Origin of the sequence: Nonomuraea sp. JJY05, from assembly GCF_043496855.1 — a bacterium.
Taxonomy (GTDB): Bacteria; Actinomycetota; Actinomycetes; order Streptosporangiales; family Streptosporangiaceae; genus Nonomuraea.
In genome coordinates, this window is the sequence record NZ_JBIEIS010000072.1 from 26,839 (window position 1) to 43,428 (window position 16,590).

The following is a 16,590-nucleotide window of genomic DNA, read 5'->3' on the forward strand; positions in this document are numbered from 1 at the left end:
TGGGAGCGCTACGCGGGCTCGGCGGAGTCCACGATGTCGGCGAGGGTGATCTCGCCCAGCAGGGCGTCCTCGTGGCTGCGCAGCTGGGCCCAGATCACGGCCAGCGGCGCTGCGGCCTTGGGGAAGGGCCGGGTCGCCTGCTCCACCCCTTCGGTGACGCGGATGATGTCGGCCAGGGCGATCTCCTTGGCCGGGCGGGCGAGCCAGTAGCCTCCGTCGGGGCCGCGCTGGCTGTGGATGAGGCCGGCCCTGCGGAGCTGGAGCAGGATGTTGTCGCAGAAGCGGCGCGGGATCTCCTGGGTGGCGGCGATCCATTCCGCGTGCATAGGGCCGTCCGCCGCGGCCAGGGCGAGCATGGCGCCGAGGGCGTACTGGGTGCGGGCAGAGATTCTCATAGGCATCAATGCGTCGGGCTCGGCTCCCCCGCGGGAAGCCGAGCCTGCGCGCGTGGCCTCAGGCGGAGGCCGTCTCCTCCTCTGCCGCCGCACGGACCTGCAGCTCGGACTCGACCGCTTCGACCGACTCGTTGGCCTTGTCGCGGCGGTACTCGCGGACCGACCAGGCGATGGCGGCCACCCAGATGACGGCGATGACGATGTAGGCGACCGCCTGGACGCCGCCGGAGGCCTTGATCCAGTCACTGCGCAGCAGGCTGCGCACGTTGGTCAGCACGATGACGCCGCCCACGGCCGAGCCGAGGATGCGCGGCGGGATGTGCCGGACGAGCCAGGCGGCGATCGGCGCGGCGATGACGCCGCCGAGCAGCAGCACGGCCACCCAGGCGAAGTCGATGTTCTCGGAGCCGATGCCGACGAAGAAGCCGATGCTGGCGGCGATGGCGACGAGAAACTCGCTCGCGTCGACCGAGCCGACCACCTTGCGCGGGGCCAGGCGGCCACTGGCCAGGATGGCGGGGGTGCCGACGGGGCCCCAGCCGCCACCGCCGGTCGCGTCGACGAAACCGGCCAGCAGGCCGAGGGGGGCGAGGAAGCGCCTGCGCAGCGGCTTGCCCAGGTTGCCGCGCGGCAGCCCGAAGGCGGTGAAGCGGATGAGGATGTAGACGCCCAGCGTGAGCAGGATGAGCGACATGACCGGGGCGGCGACCTCGGTGGAGAGGCTGGACAGGAACGTCGCGCCGGCGAAGGCGCCGATCGCTCCCGGGATGCCGATCTTGGCGACGACCTTCCAGTCGACGTTGCCGAAGCGCCAGTGGGAGATGCCCGAGGCGAGTGTGGTGCCGATTTCCGCGAGGTGGACGGTCGCCGAGGCGGCCGCCGCATTGGTGCCGATGGCCAGCAGAAGCGTGGTCGACGTGACGCCGTAGGCCATGCCCAGGCTTCCGTCGACGAGCTGGGCCGCGAAACCGACCAGCCCGAGCAGGATGAGCGCTCGCACAACCGCCCCTTTCCCTATCTTTCCTACTATCCAAGTAGGGTTAAGGATTTATGAGTTTCAAGATCGAGTCAAGTCATGGACTGCTCTTCGTGCGTAAGCCCGTACGTCGGCGTCCGGATCGCCGGTGGCGGCGCGCAGTCCCGCGGCCGCTTCGGCGTCGGACGCCCAGGGGGTGAGGGCGAGCACGACGGCCTTGCGCACGTCCTGGTTGGCGTCCGAGAGGGCCGCGCCCAGCGCTCCGATCGCCGTCGCCGGGTCGGCGGCGGCCGTGGCCGGGCGCCCCGCCCCCACCCCCACGCCGCCCTCAGCGCCGTCGTCCCCCACGCCGTCACCCCGGGCGCCGTCGCTCCTGCGCCGTCATCCCCGCGACGGCGGCCCCACCCCGCCATCTCCGTCGGTGTCCGGCGTAGCACCGAGGCGGCCTCTCAGCGCTCGTCCCATCCGTCACCTCAGCACGCCGATCACCCCCTCCAACGAGTGCACGCCGAAGCACCCGCCCCCGGCGGCGAGGGGGCGGGTGCGCCATAGCTGGTCGGCGGGCTCGCCGCACCGCGGCCGTACCGCCGAGGGCCGCCCGAACAGTGGCGAGGCGGGGCGAGGGTCGGCCGGCTGGATCGGGGAGGGCCTGGTCCGTCGTGAGTCAGGCCGCGCGCAGCGGGCGGAGGGCGCCGCCCCAGGCGAGGACCTGGTCGAGCATGACGCCGAGCTTGTCCTCGTGCACGGCGGCGGGCTTGAACGCGGTCATGTTCTCGAAGTCCGTGAAGATCGAGAGCGCCACCTGCTGCTGCACAGTGGCCACGCCCACATTGGAGAGGACGTCGCGCAGGTGCCCGACGGCCTGGACCGCGCCGCCCACTCCGCAACCCACGAAACCGGCCGCCTTGTTGGTCCACTCCGCGTACAGGAAGTCGACGGCGTTCTTCAGCGAGCCCGGGATCGAGTGGTTGTACTCGGGCGTCACGAAGACGAACGCGTCGAAGGATGCGATCTTCGCCGCCCACTGCTTGGTGTGCTCGTGCGCGTAGTTCCCTGCGGCGGGGTGCTGCGGCTCGTCCAGGTTGCCCAGGGCGTAGTCCCTCAGGTCCACCAGCTCGTACTCGGCGTCGCCGCGCTTAGCCGCCAGCTCGTGGACCCACTGCGCCACCGCCTCGGCGTTGCGGCCGGGACGGGTGCTCCCCATGATGATGCCAACCCTGATCATGTCAATCGGTCCTCTCAGAGGGTCAGGAAATGCCTGACCAACAGTAGGAGCGAGGGTTGAGATATCCAATGCTTCAAAAGCTACTTTTTATACGTGAGAGTCTCTTGCCTTAGACTGAAGACGTGGACGTGCTGAGCGATGTCGTCGCCCTCATGCGTACCGGCCGCCCGACCTCCGTGCGCGTCTCCTGGCGGGCCCCCTGGGGCAAGGAGTTCCCCAAGGTGCCCGGGTCGGCCGGCTTCCAGATGGTGCTGCGCGGATCCTGCTGGCTCATCCCGCCCGCCGGCGATCCCGTGCCGCTGAGCGTGGGCGACGTGGTCTTCTTCCCGCACGGCGACGGGTACGGCCTGGCCGACAGTCCCGATACGCCGCTCGCCGCGCCGATCTGCAACCCGTACCTGGACTCCGAGTTGTTCGCCTCGACCATCGCGGGCGGCGACGGGGCCGAGACGGTCACCCTCTGCTGCGGCTACCAGCTGGACCCCACCAGGACCCACCCGATCCTGGGGGCGCTGCCCGACGTGATCCACCTGCCGACGACGCTCGGCCACCACCCCGAGCTCCGGGCCGCCGTCGAGCTGCTCGCCGGCGAGATCGACAACCCCCGGCCGGGCGCCGACACCGTCGTCACGTCCCTGCTCGACGTCCTCCAGCTCTACATCCTGCGGGCCTGGTTCGACCTGGAGTCCGATGCGTGCAGGGACTCGGGCTGGGCCGCCGCGCTGTCCGACCCCGCCATCGGCCGCGCGCTGGACGCCATCCACCGTGCCCCCGCCCGTCACTGGACGGTCGAGTCGCTCGGCGCCCACGCCGGGCTCTCGCGCGCCGGCTTCGCCCGCCGTTTCACCGCCCTCGTCGGGCAGCCGCCGCTGGCGTACCTCACGTGGTGGCGCCTGGCCACGGCGGCCCGCATCCTGCGCGAGTCCGACGTCTCGGTGGCGGAGGTGGCGCAGCGGGTCGGGTACGGGTCGGAGTTCGCGTTCGGGAACGCCTTCAAGCGGCAGTACGGGCTGGCGCCCGGGAAGTACCGCCGTCAGGTGTGCGACGAGGCGCGTACGGTCTCCTGAGCGCGTCAGATGGGATTCGGGGGGCGGCTGGGGCACATGGGGATCAGCTACACCACAATGGAGCAATGGCATACCCTCCGCAGCCTCCCCCGCCCCAGCCCCAGCCGGAAGGCCCGTGGGGCGCGCAAGGAGCGCCGCAGGGGTACGGTCCGCAGCAACAGCAGCAGTACGGCCCGCCACCCGGCCCCCCGCAGCCCGGCTACGGCCAGGGACAGCCGGGATACGGCCAACCCGGACACCCGGCTCCTCCCGCGCAGGGCTCCCCGCAACCGGGATACGGCCCACCTCCCGGTCAGGGATCTCCTGGGTACGGGCCTGGACAGGGGTCCCCTCCGCCCGGATACGGCCCGACCAGCGGGCAAGGAGTCCCTCCGCCCGGATACAGCCCGCCGCCCGGGCAAGGAGCCCCACAACGCGGATACGGTCCGCCTGCTGGGCAGGGAGCCACGCCGCCCGGATACGGCCCGACCAGCGGGCAAGGCGGCTACGGGGCCGGTCAGGGGCAGCCGCCGGGGCAGGGCGGGCCGCCGTACGGCAACCCGACCGGGCCCCAAGGGACGCTGCTGCTCCCCGCCCCAGGCCCCGTCCCAGGGCCGCCCCAGCCTGCGGCCCCGGCGGCGAAGAGCACCAGCGCCCTGGTCATCGGCCTGGTCGTGGGCCTGGTCTCGGTCCTCCTGATCGGCGGCGGGGTCGTCGCGTTCCTCTACATGCGTGACTCCGGCCGGAAACCGGCCGTCGCGCTGCCGACCGCCGAGCCCGTCCCCACGACCACGACCGCACCGCCGTCGGACCCGCCGTCGGACCCCCCGTCGGACTCCCCGTCGGACCCGCCCGCCTCCGAGCCCGCCGAGCCCACCCCGGTCCCCAGCGACACCCGGTCCAGCACCTCGAAGCGCGTGGATCCCGGCTCGCCGCTCACCGACGACGAGTTCGAGAACTGGGACTTCAAGCTGGGAGACGTGAAGCTCCAGGCCAAGAAGGTCGCCGGTTGGACGTACGACAGCTGCGACCCGGTCGACGGCCAGGGCGTGCTGGCCAAGAACAACTGCCGGCGCGCCGTCCAGCTCGCATACTCGGCGTACGGCGGGCACATCAAGGCGGTCCAGCTCGTGCTGTCCTTCCCCAGCGAGGGTGCCGCCAAGACTGCCGTCACGCGCCTGGCGTCGCTCACCTCCCGCGCGGTCAAGTGGCACACGGACAAGACGCACAAGAGCTACGCCTACGGCAAGATGCGCTCGGGCGCGTCCAAGAAGTACGTGGTCATCACGATCCTCACCGCGGACAAGGCCGCCAAGCCCATGGCCACCTACTACCACCAGTACCTGCAGAGCGACATCGCGAACTACTTCCTCTTCCGCGACCTGACCATCACCAGCTGACCAGAGCAACGCTAGGAGTGCTAGTCATGCTAGCGTGCTGGGTATGTCGATAGCCGCCCGCCGAGCACGCGAACGCGCCCAGCGCCACCAGCTGATCATCACCGCCGCCCGCGAACTGGCCGAGTCCGAGGGCTGGGACGCCGTGACGACCCGGCGCCTGTCGGAGCGCGTCGAATACAGCCAGCCGGTGCTCTACAGCCACTTCAAGGGCAAGGACGCCATCGTGCGGGAGGTGGCGATCGAGGGGTTCACGGAGCTGACGAGCAAGCTCCGAGCAGCGCGGACGGCGGGCGGCGAGCCCAAGGAGGTGCTGCGCCGGGTGGCGACGGCCTACCTCGACTTCGCCCGCACCCACCGCGCCCTGTACGAGGCCATGTTCGTCATGCCCGTCGCCATCCCCTTCGCCACCGACGAGACGCCGGAGGAGCTGCGGGCGGCGTTCGGCGAGTTCGTGCTCGCGCTGGAGCCGGTGGCCGGTGAGCACCATCCGGGCGTCTTCGCCGAGGTGGTGTGGGCCGCCCTGCACGGCCAGGCCACCCTGGCCCACGACCGGCGGATCCCGGCCGAGCACCAGGAGACCAGGGTCGGCCTCCTCATCGACCACCTCACCCGCCCCGCCTGAACGGATGCCTCTGGGCGGATCCGGGCGACGGGCGCACACTGGCGGCATGGCATTCGACGTCGACGGTCTTCTCCGCCTGTGGACCAGCCCGCTGCCTCCGGCAGGCGAGGCGGAGGCGGCGTTCCGGGAGTTCTACACCGACCCCGTACGGGTCAACGGCGCCCTGCTCACGGCCTCCGACCTGGTCGCCAGGGCCCGGGCCATGCAGGCCACCTTCGAGGATCCCGAGCGCGAGGTGCTCGACCTGGTCGAGACGGGGGACAAGGTGGCGGTGGCGTTCAGGATGCGCGGCAAGCAGGTCGGCCCGCTGGCGACCTCGGCGGGGCTCCTCCAGCCCACGGGCCGCCTCCTGGACCTGCGCATCATCGACATCCTCACCATCGCGGACGGCCGCATCAGCAACGTCTGGATGACCGCCGACGAACTCGGCGCCCTGCACGCCCTCGACGCCGTCGCCCTCACCCGGCGCGCCTGACCTGGCGCTAAGGCAGCAGCCCCAGCCGCCGTCCGGCCGCGGCCGCCTGCGTGCGGGTGGAGACCTCCAGCTTCCCCAGGATGTTGGACACGTGCACGCTGACCGTCTTCTGCGCGATGAACAGCCGTTCCGCGATCTCCCGGTTGGTCAGGCCCTCGGCGACCAGCCGCAGCACCTCCGCCTCCCGGGCCGTCAGCCCGCCGTCGCCCTGGCCGCCGCCGTGCCCGCCGGCCTGCCCGAACCGGGCCCGCCGCCCGAACTCCAGCAGCGCGCCGGCCAGCGGCGTGGCCCGCAGCCGCTCCGCCGTCTCCCGCGCCTGGGCCCACTCCGCCTGCGCCCCCTCCCGGTCGCCGGCCGCCAGCAGCGCCTCGGCCAGCCGCCAGCGGGCCCGCGCCACCTCGTAGACGAACCCGTAGTCGAACGCGTCCACGACCCGGCGCCACAGCTCCACATCGAGCCGCCCGTGCACCCGATGCCACTCGGCCTCCACCCGCAGCGCCCAGGCCAGCCCCTCGGGCCCCAGATGGCCGGGCACGCCGGTGGGCCCGGAGTCGACGGCGAGGCGGGCGCGGGCGCGCAGCTCGTCGGCCCCCTCGGTGGTGCCGAGCTCGGCCAGCGCCCACAGCCCGATGGCGGCCACCCGCAGCACCCACGCGTAGCCATCTTCCATCGGCGCCATGACCGCCCGCACGTGGTCGAGCGCCGCCGCGGGGTCGCCGTTCCAGAGCGCGTGCTCGGCGGCCAGGCCACGGGAGATGTACGCGGGCAGCTCGTCGTACCAGAACGGCCGCACCCAGCTCAGCCGCGCCTCGACCGCGGGCAGACCCCGCGCCACCTCGATGAACAGCGCGAACGACGACAGGGTCGCCTCCGACAGCGTGCCCACCCGCGCGCCGAAGCCGGACGCGACCGCCTCGGCCTGGTCCCACTCGCCGGCCACGTAGTGGATCAGGAACCGCAGGAAGCGCAGGTCGGTGCCGTAGGTGCTCCACTTGAGCCCGGTCTCGGACGCCATGCGGACGCCGGCGTCGGCCACCTCGGCGGCCTTGGCCAGCAGGCCCTGCTCGTAGTGGATGCGGGCGTGCTGGAAGTGGGCGCGCAGGTCCATCGCCAGGTCGCCGGTGCCCTCGGCGGAGGCCGTCTCGACCAGCTCGTGGGCCCTGGCCACGTCGCCCTGGTGCTCCACGTAGACGGCCAGCGTGATGAGGGCGCCCACCTCGGCGTCCCTGGCGCCGGACGCGCGCGCGGTCTCCAGCGCCCGCGCGGTCAGGGCCTCGATCTCGTGGTGGCGGGGGCTGTACATCAGGGTGCGGGCATGCGTGGCCAGGGCGCGGGCGAGCGCCTGCTGATCCTCGGCGCTCGCCACCGCGCGCTCCGCCGCCGCGATGGCGCCCGGCTGGTCGTCGGCTTCGTAGAGGTAATAGGCCAGGCGTTCGCTGACCTCGGACGTCGGCGGCAGGGCCTTGAGCTGGGTGATCGCACGGTGGTTGTCGCCGCTGTCGGCCGCCGCCACGGCGCTGCGGAGCGCCAGCGCCAACCGGCTCTCCCCGGCCAGCTCCGCCGCGCCCTCGACGCGATCCCACAGGCCCAGCACCTGGTCGTAGTGGCTGTGCGCCTCGGCGGGAGCCCCGAGCCGCTCGGCCAGCCGCCCCGCCTCGGCGGAGGCCGCCAGCGCCCCGGCCAGGTCGTGGCCGGCGAGGTGGTGGTGGGCCAGCTCGGCGGGTGAGGTCAGCAGCTTGGCGAAGGCGGCGTGCAGCCGCGTGCGCTCGCCGGGCAGCAGATCGGTGTAGACCGCCTCCTGCAGCAGTGCGTGGCGGAACGTGTATCCGTAGCCGTCGACCCTGAGCAGCCCGCGCGAGACGATCTCCCTGACCGCCTCCTCGAACTCCTCCAGCGGCAGCCCCGACACCTCCCGCAGCAGCTCGTCCTCCACCCGCCGGCCCGCCACGGCGGCGGCCCGCAGCACCCGCTGCCCGGCCTCCGACAGCAGCTCGACCCTGGACATCAGCAGGCTGGCCAGCCCGTCGGGCAGGCTGTCGCCCTCGGCCATCGCCGCGAACAGCTCCTCGGCGTAGAAGGGGTTGCCGTCGGCGCGGGTCACGATGAGGCCGAGCTCCTGAGCGCCCACCTCCCCCAAGGTGGCGACATAGTCGGACATGTCGCCGGAGCCCAGCGGCCCCAGCTCGACGCCCATCACCGTGGGCAGCCGCCGCAGCTCCGCCAGCACTGAGCGGAGCGGGTGGCGGCGGTGGAGGTCGTCGGTGCGGTAGGTGCCGACCACGCAGACCCGCTCGCTCTGCACCATGCGGCTGAGGAAGACCAGCAGGTCACGGGTGGACCGGTCGGCCCAGTGCAGGTCCTCGATCACGAACAGCACCGGCTGCACGTCGGCCAGCAGCCCCAGCAGCGAGCCGAACAGCCGCTGCTGCGTGAGCCCCGCCGAAGGGGCGCTCTCCATGCCCGGCAGCAGCTGGCCCAGCATGGGATGGGCGGCCGCGGCCTCGCGCACGGCCGGCTCCGCGCCGCGCAGCGCGTCGGCCAGCGGCAGGTAGGGCAGCGCGTCGCCCAGCTCGGCGCACTGGCCGACCAGCACGTGGAAGCCGCGCTTGCGGGCCTCGGGCACCAGCTCCGCGATCAGCCGGGACTTGCCGATGCCCGCGTCTCCGCCGACGAGCGCCACCCCGGCCGTGCCCTCGGCTGCCGACCGCAGCACCCGCACAAGTCCGGACAACTCTTCAGAGCGCCCGACGAGAAGACCGTTCACGCCAGAAACTATGCCACGCGCCACTGACATCCCATTGGTCCAGGAAACCGGACCAAGATTGGCCCTCATCTACATACCAAAGCCATTTTACGCTGCTGTTTCGTGATCCATCCAACGACTTTCGCCCTCTTCGTCACGGCCTCGCTCGCCCTGGTGCTCATCCCCGGCCCGAACCACCTCTACATCACCGCCAGGGGCCTCGCCCAGGGCAGGGCCGCGGGCCTGGCCAGCGCGTTCGGCGTGGAGACCGGCACGCTCGTGCACATCGCGGCCGCCGCCGCGGGCCTCTCGTACGTGATCTCGCAGTCGGCGACGCTGTTCGCGGTCGTCAAGTGGGCCGGCGTCGCGTACCTCGTCTATCTCGGCATCCGCGCGTTCACCGGCAAGGAGACGGAGGGCGTGGCGCCGCCACCCCAGCCGCTGCGCAAGGTCTTCCTCGAAGGCGTGCTGGTCAACGTGCTGAACCCCAAGGTGGCGCTGTTCTTCCTGGCGTTCCTGCCGCAGTTCGTGCACCCGGAGGCGGGCTCGCCGGCGCTCCAGGTGGTGCTGTTCGGCCTGACGCTGCTGCTCCTGGGGCTGATCTCCGACGTCGTGTACGCGTGCACCGCCGGCGCCCTCGGCACCCGGCTCACCGCCCGGGCCAGGACCCTCCGGTACGTCAGCGGCTTCGTCTACCTGGGACTGGGAGTGGCCACGGCGTTCGCCGGGAGAAAATGACCCCATGGCGCCGAGGAAACAGCAGGAGATCTTCGATGCGACGTTGCGGCTGGTGGCGGAGAAGGGCTACGACGGCCTGACCGTCGAGGGGGTCGCCGAGCACTCGGGCGTCAACAAGACGACGATCTACCGCTGGTGGCCGTCCAAGGCCGCGCTGCTGGGGGCGGCGCTGGTGGAGGCCGACGTGCTGGGGTTCGAGGCGCCGGACACGGGGAGCCTGCGCGGTGACCTGGTCGCACTGGTCGAGGGGGTGCAGCGGCTGCTCACCGAGCCGCCGTCCAGCGACATCGCCGTCGCCGCGCTGGCCGCCGCCGTCCGCCATCCCGAGCTGGACGCCCGCCGCTTCTTCGCCGACCGCTTCGCGCGGGAGCGGGAGATCTTCGAGCGTGCGGTACGGCGGGGCGAGCTGAAGGAGCCGGTCGACCCGATGCTGATCGTCGACCTGCTGGCCGGGGCCGTGTGGATGCGGGCGGTCTTCCGGGGCCTGCCGGTCGCCGACGACTTCCCCACGGCGGCGGTCTCGGCCCTGCTCGACGGGCTACAACGCTTCTGAGAGCGCGGCGGGGATGCGGTCCAGCACCGGGTGGGGCACCAGCCCGTACGCGTAGAAGTCCACGGCGAGGGCGCCCGCCGCCTTCGCGCCCCGGGCCTTGGCCACCAGCCGGTCCGCCGAGTCGCTGTCCGGGTAGCCGGGCCGCAGCACCGCCCGCACCTCCCGGTCCTTGCCCACCGACCGCAGGTAGGCGCCCACGTCGTCAGCCACCCGAGCGGCGTCCCGCGCGTACGCCAGCACCCCGAAGGCCGGGACGAGGTCACCCAGCGCCACCAGATCGACCCCGAGCTGCCAGGCGTCGTGCGCCGCGAGCCCGGGCGTGGGCAGCCCGTCCAGGTAGCCCTTGACCGCGCCGGTCGAGTCGATGAACACCAGCTTGGAGCCCTCGTCGGCCACCGCCGAGGCCACCTCGGACACCAGCGTGGTGACGGTCTCCGACCGGGCCCGCGCGTAGGCCACGACATCGGGCCCCGCGTAGGCGGTGAGCGCGGCCCGGGTCACCTCCCCCTGCGCGGGCGGGTCGCCGTCGAACACGCCGCCCACGATCCTGGCGCACTCGTCACGCGCCACCTCGGCGTTCACGCCCAGGTCGGTGGCGCGGCGCATGCAGTAGTCGCAGAAGCAGAGCCCGAACAGGTACGCGTCCATCGGCCCCAGCGGCACGAACGAGCGCTGCGGCTTGAGCGGCCTGAAGTGCAGCGACTCCGCCACCACGCTGTCGACCCCGAGCCTGGCCACCGCCCTGGCCAGCGCGACCGCGTATTCGCGCACGTCGGGGTGGGCGGGGCACAGGTCGGTGAGCGAGCCTCGGTCACCGAAGCAGTCGCGTACGGTCACGTCCGGATGCTTGGTGCCGAGCGTGGCGTTGCGCAGGAAGACCGTCCATCCGTGGAGCTTCATGGATCGCTTCGCACAAGCCTCGCGAAGCCCGTCGAGGGCGTTCGGATAGCCGGGCACAGGAGACAGGCGGAGCCCGGCGAACAGATCGGACGGCGGGGGGAAGTGCGCCCCGTCGTGGCGGATGGTCAGCCGGGACAGTCCGTGTGGGGTGACGTCGCGGGAGGCGTGGTGCACGGCGCCGACGGTGATGCCGCTCACGCCGTACGCGCTGATCCTGTCGAGCACCCGCTCGACGCCCTCGCCGCGCAGGTCCTCGACGAAGACGTACACCGAACTGTCCACAAGCAGACCTTAAGCGCTCTTGTGAGCGACGAAGTCGATCTCCACCAGGATGCCCAACAGCTGGGATCCTACGGTGGTGCGCACGGGGAACGGCTGGCTGAAATAGGACTTGTAAACCTCGTTGTAGGCGGCGAAGTCGCGCTCGAGGTGCTGCAGGTGGACCGTGGACTTGATCACGTCGTCGAAGCCGAGCCCGTGCGCGGCGAGAATGGCGCCGAGGTTGCGCATGACCTGGTGCGTCTGGGTGGCCACGTCGTCGCCGACGATCTCACCGGTCTGCGGGTCGAGCGGGCCCATGCCGGAGGTGTAGACGAAGTCACCCACCACAAGGCCCTGCGAGTAGGCGCCGATCGGGGCGGCGCCTTCGGTGGTCCTGAGCTCCTTTTTCACCGCGTCTCCCTAGAAGTTGGTGGTTATCTGGCCGACGACACGGTAGTCCTGGTCCACCACGGGCAGCACGCGCCACTTGTCGAACGCGGTGCAGGGATGGGAGATGCCGAAGGCCAGCAGGTCACCGGGCTTGAGCCCGTGAGCGCGCACGACCGTCTGCTGGTCCTGCATCTTCACGATCGTGACGCCGTCGCGGCGCGGGATGGGCAGCCCCTCGTCGTAGGGCGCGTCCCGCTTGCCCATGCCCACGATCGCCAAGCCGGGCTCGGGCGTGGACAGCACGTGCGCCCAGACCTCCAGCGCCGGGCGCAGCTCCCCGTCAATGCGGTTGAACGGGGTGCGCTCGCGGTAGTAGCCGTCGTCGTGGGTGACGTACGCGCCGCTGCGCAGCAGGATCCTGGCCTGGGTGGTGACGAGCTCGCGGCCGATCACGTCGAACCACTGGCTGCCGCCCACGGTGAGGATCGGGCTCTTGAGGCGGACGTACTCGACGGCCTCCTGCAGCAAGTCCAGATATTTCCGGACATCGTCGGCGGTCTTGAGCGCACCCTCGTACCCGGCGACCCCGGCCAGCTCGACGCCGGGGACCTCCTGCACGTACGACACCAGGCTCAGCAGCTGGTCCAGCGACCGGCACCCGGCTCGTCCGCCTTCGTGCCCCAGCTCCACCAACACCCGGAACGGCCGGGACGCGGCATGCCGAGCGAGTATGTCCACCCCGGCCTCGGAGTCCACGAAGCTCAGGAGCTCGAACGCCGGATCCCGCTCCAGCTCGCCCGCGGCCCAGTCGAGCCCCGCCGGGTCCACGAACTGGTTGGCCACCAGGATCCGGCCCACCCCGAACCCGCGGACCACCCGCGCCTGGCGCGGCGTCGCGACGGTGAGACCCCAGGCGCCCGCTTCGAGCTGGAGCGCGGCGATCTCAGCGGACATGTGCGTCTTGGCGTGCGGTGCCAGCTCCATGCCGTGATCGCGGACGAAGGCCGCCATCGTCTCGATGTTGTGCTCCAGCGCGTCCCGGTGCACGACCATGAGGGGGAGTTCGAGCCCACCCGCGAAGATCTGCTGCCCGAGCACAACACCCCTTTCATCCGCGTCCGACCCTATCTCAGACCTTCGCCCCCATCATGGACGAAGCGCACGCCCCGGAGTCGCGCCGGTCAGCTCTCCCCCGGCCAGCACGCGTACCCCCGACACGAGCACGTCGCCGACGCCCGCCGCAAGCGTGCGCGGCGCCTCGTAGGTCGCCCGGTCGCCCACCGCCGCCGGGTCGAACACCACCACGTCGGCCGCGAACCCGCTCCTCACCAGCCCTCGGTCCGTCAGTCCGAAGCGCCTGGCCGGGTGGGAGGCCAGGTGCACCACGGCCTGCTCCCACGTCCAGTCGGCCAGCTCCCGCACGTGCCGGCCGAGGAACCTGGCGAACGCCCCGAACCCCCGCGGATGCGGATGGCCGCCCACATAGATGCCGTCGGAGCCGCCGGTGTGCGAGGGATGCCGGAGCATCCTGCGTACCGACTCCTCCCCTTCCGGGCCCTCGTCGGGGCGCGCGGACACGACGCCCGCCTCCAGCCGCGTCTCCGTCAGGAGGCGGCGGCAGAACTCGGCGGGCGCCGATCCGTCCCGTTCGGCCGCCGCCACGATGGTCAGGCCCTCGGCCCACTCCATCCCCGGGGCGTGCGAGACGGTCAGCCGCGGCCAGACGGCGTCGAGCGTCGGCCACCAGCCGTCCAGCTCGTCCGACGCGATCATCTCCAGCGCCCGGTCGGTCTCGGCGCCCGGCACGGAGCCGGGCAGCACGACCATGGCCAGAATCGTGTTGCCGCGCAGGTAGGGGTAGGTGTCGAAGGTGAGGTCCACGCCCTTGCCGAGCGCCTCCTCGACCAGCGGCAGCAGCACGTCCGCGGGGCCGTGCAGGTGGGAGACGTGCACGGCGGCGCCGGAGCGCTCGGCGATGTCCATGACCTCGGTCATGCCCACGCCGGCCTGAGGGCCGTACGCGCGCATGTGGGTGACGTACGGGAGGCCGCCGAGCGGGGCACACAGGGCGGCCAGCTCCTCGGCGGTGGCGTAGCGGCCGGGGAGGTATTCGAGGCCGGTCGACAGGCCGACCGCCCCGTCCGACAGGCCCCGCTCGACGTGCCGCAGCATGGCCGCCAGCTCGTCGCGGGAGGGCGGCTCGGGCGAGGGCCCCATGACGTCGTAGCGGATGGTGCCGTGCGGGAGGAGGTAGGCGGTGTTGAGCGCCACGGCGCGGTCGTAGCCGCCGAGCAGCTCCCCGACGGTCAGCGGCCCATCACCGGCGAGCGGGCCGTCGGCGGTCAGCGGGCCCTTGACGGTCAGCGGGCCGTTGACGGCGGCGAAGTAGCGGGAGGCGTAGGCGACGGTGGCGGCCGAGCCGGGCGCGAAGGACAGGCCGTCCTGCCCCAGCACGAACGTGGTCACCCCCTGCCGGAGCGCCGCCCGCTGGACCGCCGGGTCGAACACGGCCGCGTCGCCGTGAGCGTGACAGTCGACGAAGCCGGGCGCGACGAACCGCCCCGTCGCGTCGATCACGGTCTCCGCCCCGGCGCCGCCCAGCCTCCCGATCGCCGCGATCTTGCCGTCCGCGACCGCGACGTCCGCCCGGTACGGCGGGGCGCCCGTACCGTCGAGCACCCGGCCGCCGTTGATGACTACGTCGAACCTCACACCAAGATTCAATCAGAGCCGCGCGAATACGCCGGAGGGCATTGCACGGACTTGTCGATCGGCCGGGCGGCCAGCACGGCCCGGGCCCGGGCCCGGTCGAGGTTCCAGCCGTTCCAGGGGTCGGGGCGGGACAGGCCGTTGGCCCTGACCACGTCGGCCAGCACGCAGCTGCGCTGCGGCTCCGGCAGCTTGTCCAGCGCGGGTACGGCCTCCGCGCCGAGGTCTCCGAGGTAGTCGGAGTCCAGCTTGGTCACGCCGCGCACCTGGACCTGCGTGTGGGCGACCTGGAGGTCGGGGTTCACGATGGCGAACGCGCCAAGGCCCAGCCCGGTCACCAGCACGACCGTACGCGGCAGCCAGCCGGAGCCCCGGCCCAGGAGCCGAGCCGCCCCCGCCAGCAGCACCAGCGCGAACAGCGTGCCCAGCCACCACACCGTGGCCTGCACGGACAGGCGCAGCCTGGACAGGCCGTACGCCTCGGTGTAGAGGTTCATGCGGTGCAGGGCGGAGGCCAGCACCACCATGGTCAGCCCGCACAGCACGCCGAGCAGCACGGCCAGCAGCCAGCGTTCGCGCCGCTCGACCTTGAGCATCCCGCTGGCGACCGCCACGATGCCCAGCACGAACACGCTGACCACCACGAGCTGGAAGAACCCCTGCCTGGCGTACTCGGCATAGGTGAGCCCGGCCGTCTTCAGCACCCAGGTGTTGCCGCCGAACAGCGCCGTGATCTGCACCGCCACGAACGAGGCGAACAGCAGGTTCACCGCCGTGAGAGGCACGATCCAGACACTCCTGCTCACGCTGAACTTCGGCTCCGGCCCCACGGGGTCGACCACCGGCCTGAGCGCGACCAGCACCACGGCGGCCAGCAGCACGGCGAACAGCGCGAACAGGAAGATCCGCACCGGAGCCGACTCCGCCCAGTCCGGCGCGGTCGTCAGCCGTTCCAGGAAGGAGGCGAACACCGCGTCCGCCGAGGCGAACAGCAGCCCGAACACCAGGAGCAGCACCGCCGTGATGCCCAGCGCGGCCAGCATCGGCAGGACGCGCCGCTTGGCGGACAGCTTCTTCAGCGGCTGGGCCAGGAACCACGGCACCGGGCCGAGCGCGAGCATCACGGACATGCCGCCCCTGATCACGCCGAGCCACCCGGCCCCGGCTCCTGACACGGCCAGCGCGCCCAGGCCGGCTCCCGCCACGAGCAGGATCGCGACCAGCCAGTCGGCGTCGCGCACCGCCGCCATCGAGATCAGGAAGTAAGCCGTCAGCCCGAACGCCACCGTCCACGGCGTCATCCGCCGCACCACGGCGGGAAGCGCGGCCGCGCCCAGAACCATCGCGACCAGCACGATCCCCAGGCCGACCTGCGCCTCGGGCAACGCCACCGCCGCGAACACCCCGGCCCCGGCCGCCGCGGGCAGCAGCCAGCGGGGCGAGTCGGGCAGCTCGGGCCTGGGGAAGAGGGGCGGCGGCACGTAGGGGGGCGGCGGCCCTCCCTGATTCCGGTACGGCGCCGGCACCGGCGGGCTCCCCACCGCCTGCCCCGCAGCCGGACCGACCGCCGCCTGGCCCGCGGACAGGCTGCCCGTCGTCGGGGTCACGGGTGCGCCGCCCGTCGTCGGGGTCGCGGGCGCGCCGCTTGTCGCCTGAACCGTATGCGGGTCGCCCGCACCCTGAGCCGCCGGTGGGTAGCCCGCCGCCGCTTGGGCCGCCGACTGGTACGCCGCGACCTGCGCCGACTGGTAGGCCGCCGCGGCCGCCCGGCGTCCGGACCCGGCCCCCATCCCCGCGCCGACCGCGCCCATGAGCGCGGTGCACAGGACGAGCGTGACCAGGGCCATCCCGTCACTGACGGCCACGCTGACGAGCACGGCGGCGAACAGGCCGGCCATGAACCCGACCAGCACACCGACGACCGCACCCCCGATCATCCTGACGAACGGGCTGCTCGCCGACGGCCCCGCCGGCACCCCGGCCCCACGCCCGGCAGCCCCACCCCGGGACGCGCCCAATCCGGCTTCCGGCCCTGAGGGCGGACCCACTCCCGTCGCGAGCCCGAGCGCGACGGCGGCACCCACCCCTGCCGCCTTCTCACCTTCGGCGGCGTCGCGGCCGGGCGGGCCGGCCGTGGCCAGGGCCGCGAGCGCCGCG

The 16,590-nt window shown here is 72.5% G+C and carries 16 protein-coding genes; 6 read left to right on the forward strand and 10 right to left on the reverse strand.

The features are described 5' to 3' along the window. Positions 1 to 8: 8 nt before the first annotated feature. The 4 genes from ACFKCF_RS57705 to ACFKCF_RS57720 all read right to left on the reverse strand — a co-directional run bounded on the left by ACFKCF_RS57705 (position 9) and on the right by ACFKCF_RS57720 (position 2,596). Positions 9 to 395, reverse strand: coding sequence for an RrF2 family transcriptional regulator (locus tag ACFKCF_RS57705; protein ID WP_394505529.1), 387 nt, complete (start codon positions 393 to 395; stop codon positions 9 to 11). A 58-nt stretch (positions 396 to 453) separates the two neighbouring features. Next, a complete protein-coding gene (locus ACFKCF_RS57710) occupies positions 454 to 1,395 on the reverse strand; it encodes a sulfite exporter TauE/SafE family protein (protein WP_394505531.1) in 942 nt (313 codons plus the stop codon). A 57-nt stretch (positions 1,396 to 1,452) separates the two neighbouring features. Next, positions 1,453 to 1,719 (reverse strand): hypothetical protein, encoded by a 267-nt coding sequence (locus ACFKCF_RS57715; RefSeq protein ID WP_394505533.1) that lies wholly within the window; start codon positions 1,717 to 1,719, stop codon positions 1,453 to 1,455. Between the two features lie 316 nt (positions 1,720 to 2,035). After that, entirely contained in the window at positions 2,036 to 2,596 is a 561-nt protein-coding gene (locus ACFKCF_RS57720) for an NADPH-dependent FMN reductase (RefSeq protein ID WP_394505534.1), read from the reverse strand. Positions 2,597 to 2,718: 122 nt separating this feature from the next. Between ACFKCF_RS57720 and ACFKCF_RS57725 the strand changes: the two genes are divergently transcribed. From ACFKCF_RS57725 to ACFKCF_RS57740, 4 genes are all read left to right on the forward strand, one after another. Then, positions 2,719 to 3,663 carry an AraC family transcriptional regulator gene (locus ACFKCF_RS57725; protein ID WP_394505536.1) on the forward strand — a complete coding sequence of 315 codons (945 nt, stop codon included), beginning with the start codon at positions 2,719 to 2,721 and terminating at the stop codon, positions 3,661 to 3,663. A gap of 653 nt (positions 3,664 to 4,316) precedes the next feature. Next, on the forward strand, positions 4,317 to 5,042 hold the full coding sequence (locus ACFKCF_RS57730; RefSeq protein ID WP_394505538.1) for a hypothetical protein: 726 nt from the start codon (positions 4,317 to 4,319) through the stop codon (positions 5,040 to 5,042). Between the two features lie 43 nt (positions 5,043 to 5,085). Further along, positions 5,086 to 5,664, forward strand: coding sequence for a TetR/AcrR family transcriptional regulator (locus ACFKCF_RS57735; protein ID WP_394505540.1), 579 nt, complete (start codon positions 5,086 to 5,088; stop codon positions 5,662 to 5,664). Between the two features lie 46 nt (positions 5,665 to 5,710). Next, a complete protein-coding gene (locus ACFKCF_RS57740) occupies positions 5,711 to 6,139 on the forward strand; it encodes an ester cyclase (protein ID WP_394505542.1) in 429 nt (142 codons plus the stop codon). 7 nt (positions 6,140 to 6,146) lie between these two features. Here ACFKCF_RS57740 and ACFKCF_RS57745 read toward each other — a convergent pair whose 3' ends face one another. Further along, a complete protein-coding gene (locus ACFKCF_RS57745; protein WP_394505544.1) occupies positions 6,147 to 8,903 on the reverse strand; it encodes an ATP-binding protein in 2,757 nt (918 codons plus the stop codon). A gap of 102 nt (positions 8,904 to 9,005) precedes the next feature. On the opposite strand from ACFKCF_RS57745, the gene ACFKCF_RS57750 reads away from it, so the two are divergent. After that, positions 9,006 to 9,620: a LysE family translocator gene (locus ACFKCF_RS57750; RefSeq protein ID WP_394505545.1), complete on the forward strand. Its 615-nt coding sequence runs from the start codon at positions 9,006 to 9,008 to the stop codon at positions 9,618 to 9,620. Between the two features lie 4 nt (positions 9,621 to 9,624). Next, positions 9,625 to 10,173, forward strand: coding sequence for a TetR/AcrR family transcriptional regulator (locus ACFKCF_RS57755; protein ID WP_394505547.1), 549 nt, complete (start codon positions 9,625 to 9,627; stop codon positions 10,171 to 10,173). Here the strand turns inward: ACFKCF_RS57755 and ACFKCF_RS57760 are convergent. The 5 genes from ACFKCF_RS57760 to ACFKCF_RS57780 form a co-directional block, all read right to left on the reverse strand. Then, entirely contained in the window at positions 10,159 to 11,355 is a 1,197-nt protein-coding gene (locus tag ACFKCF_RS57760; RefSeq protein ID WP_394505548.1) for a hypothetical protein, read from the reverse strand. The two genes, ACFKCF_RS57755 and ACFKCF_RS57760, sit on opposite strands and share 15 nt — an antisense overlap. A gap of 9 nt (positions 11,356 to 11,364) precedes the next feature. After that, positions 11,365 to 11,745: a RidA family protein gene (locus ACFKCF_RS57765; protein ID WP_185071114.1), complete on the reverse strand. Its 381-nt coding sequence runs from the start codon at positions 11,743 to 11,745 to the stop codon at positions 11,365 to 11,367. Positions 11,746 to 11,754: 9 nt separating this feature from the next. Beyond that, positions 11,755 to 12,822, reverse strand: a complete 1,068-nt coding sequence (locus tag ACFKCF_RS57770; protein WP_394505549.1) for an alanine racemase — start codon at positions 12,820 to 12,822, stop codon at positions 11,755 to 11,757. A gap of 48 nt (positions 12,823 to 12,870) precedes the next feature. Then, complete coding sequence (locus ACFKCF_RS57775; protein ID WP_394505550.1) at positions 12,871 to 14,436, reverse strand: amidohydrolase family protein; 1,566 nt, start codon at positions 14,434 to 14,436, stop codon at positions 12,871 to 12,873. 8 nt (positions 14,437 to 14,444) lie between these two features. Further along, on the reverse strand, positions 14,445 to 16,590 hold a 2,146-nt coding region (locus tag ACFKCF_RS57780; protein ID WP_394505552.1), incomplete at its 5' end, for a DUF4153 domain-containing protein.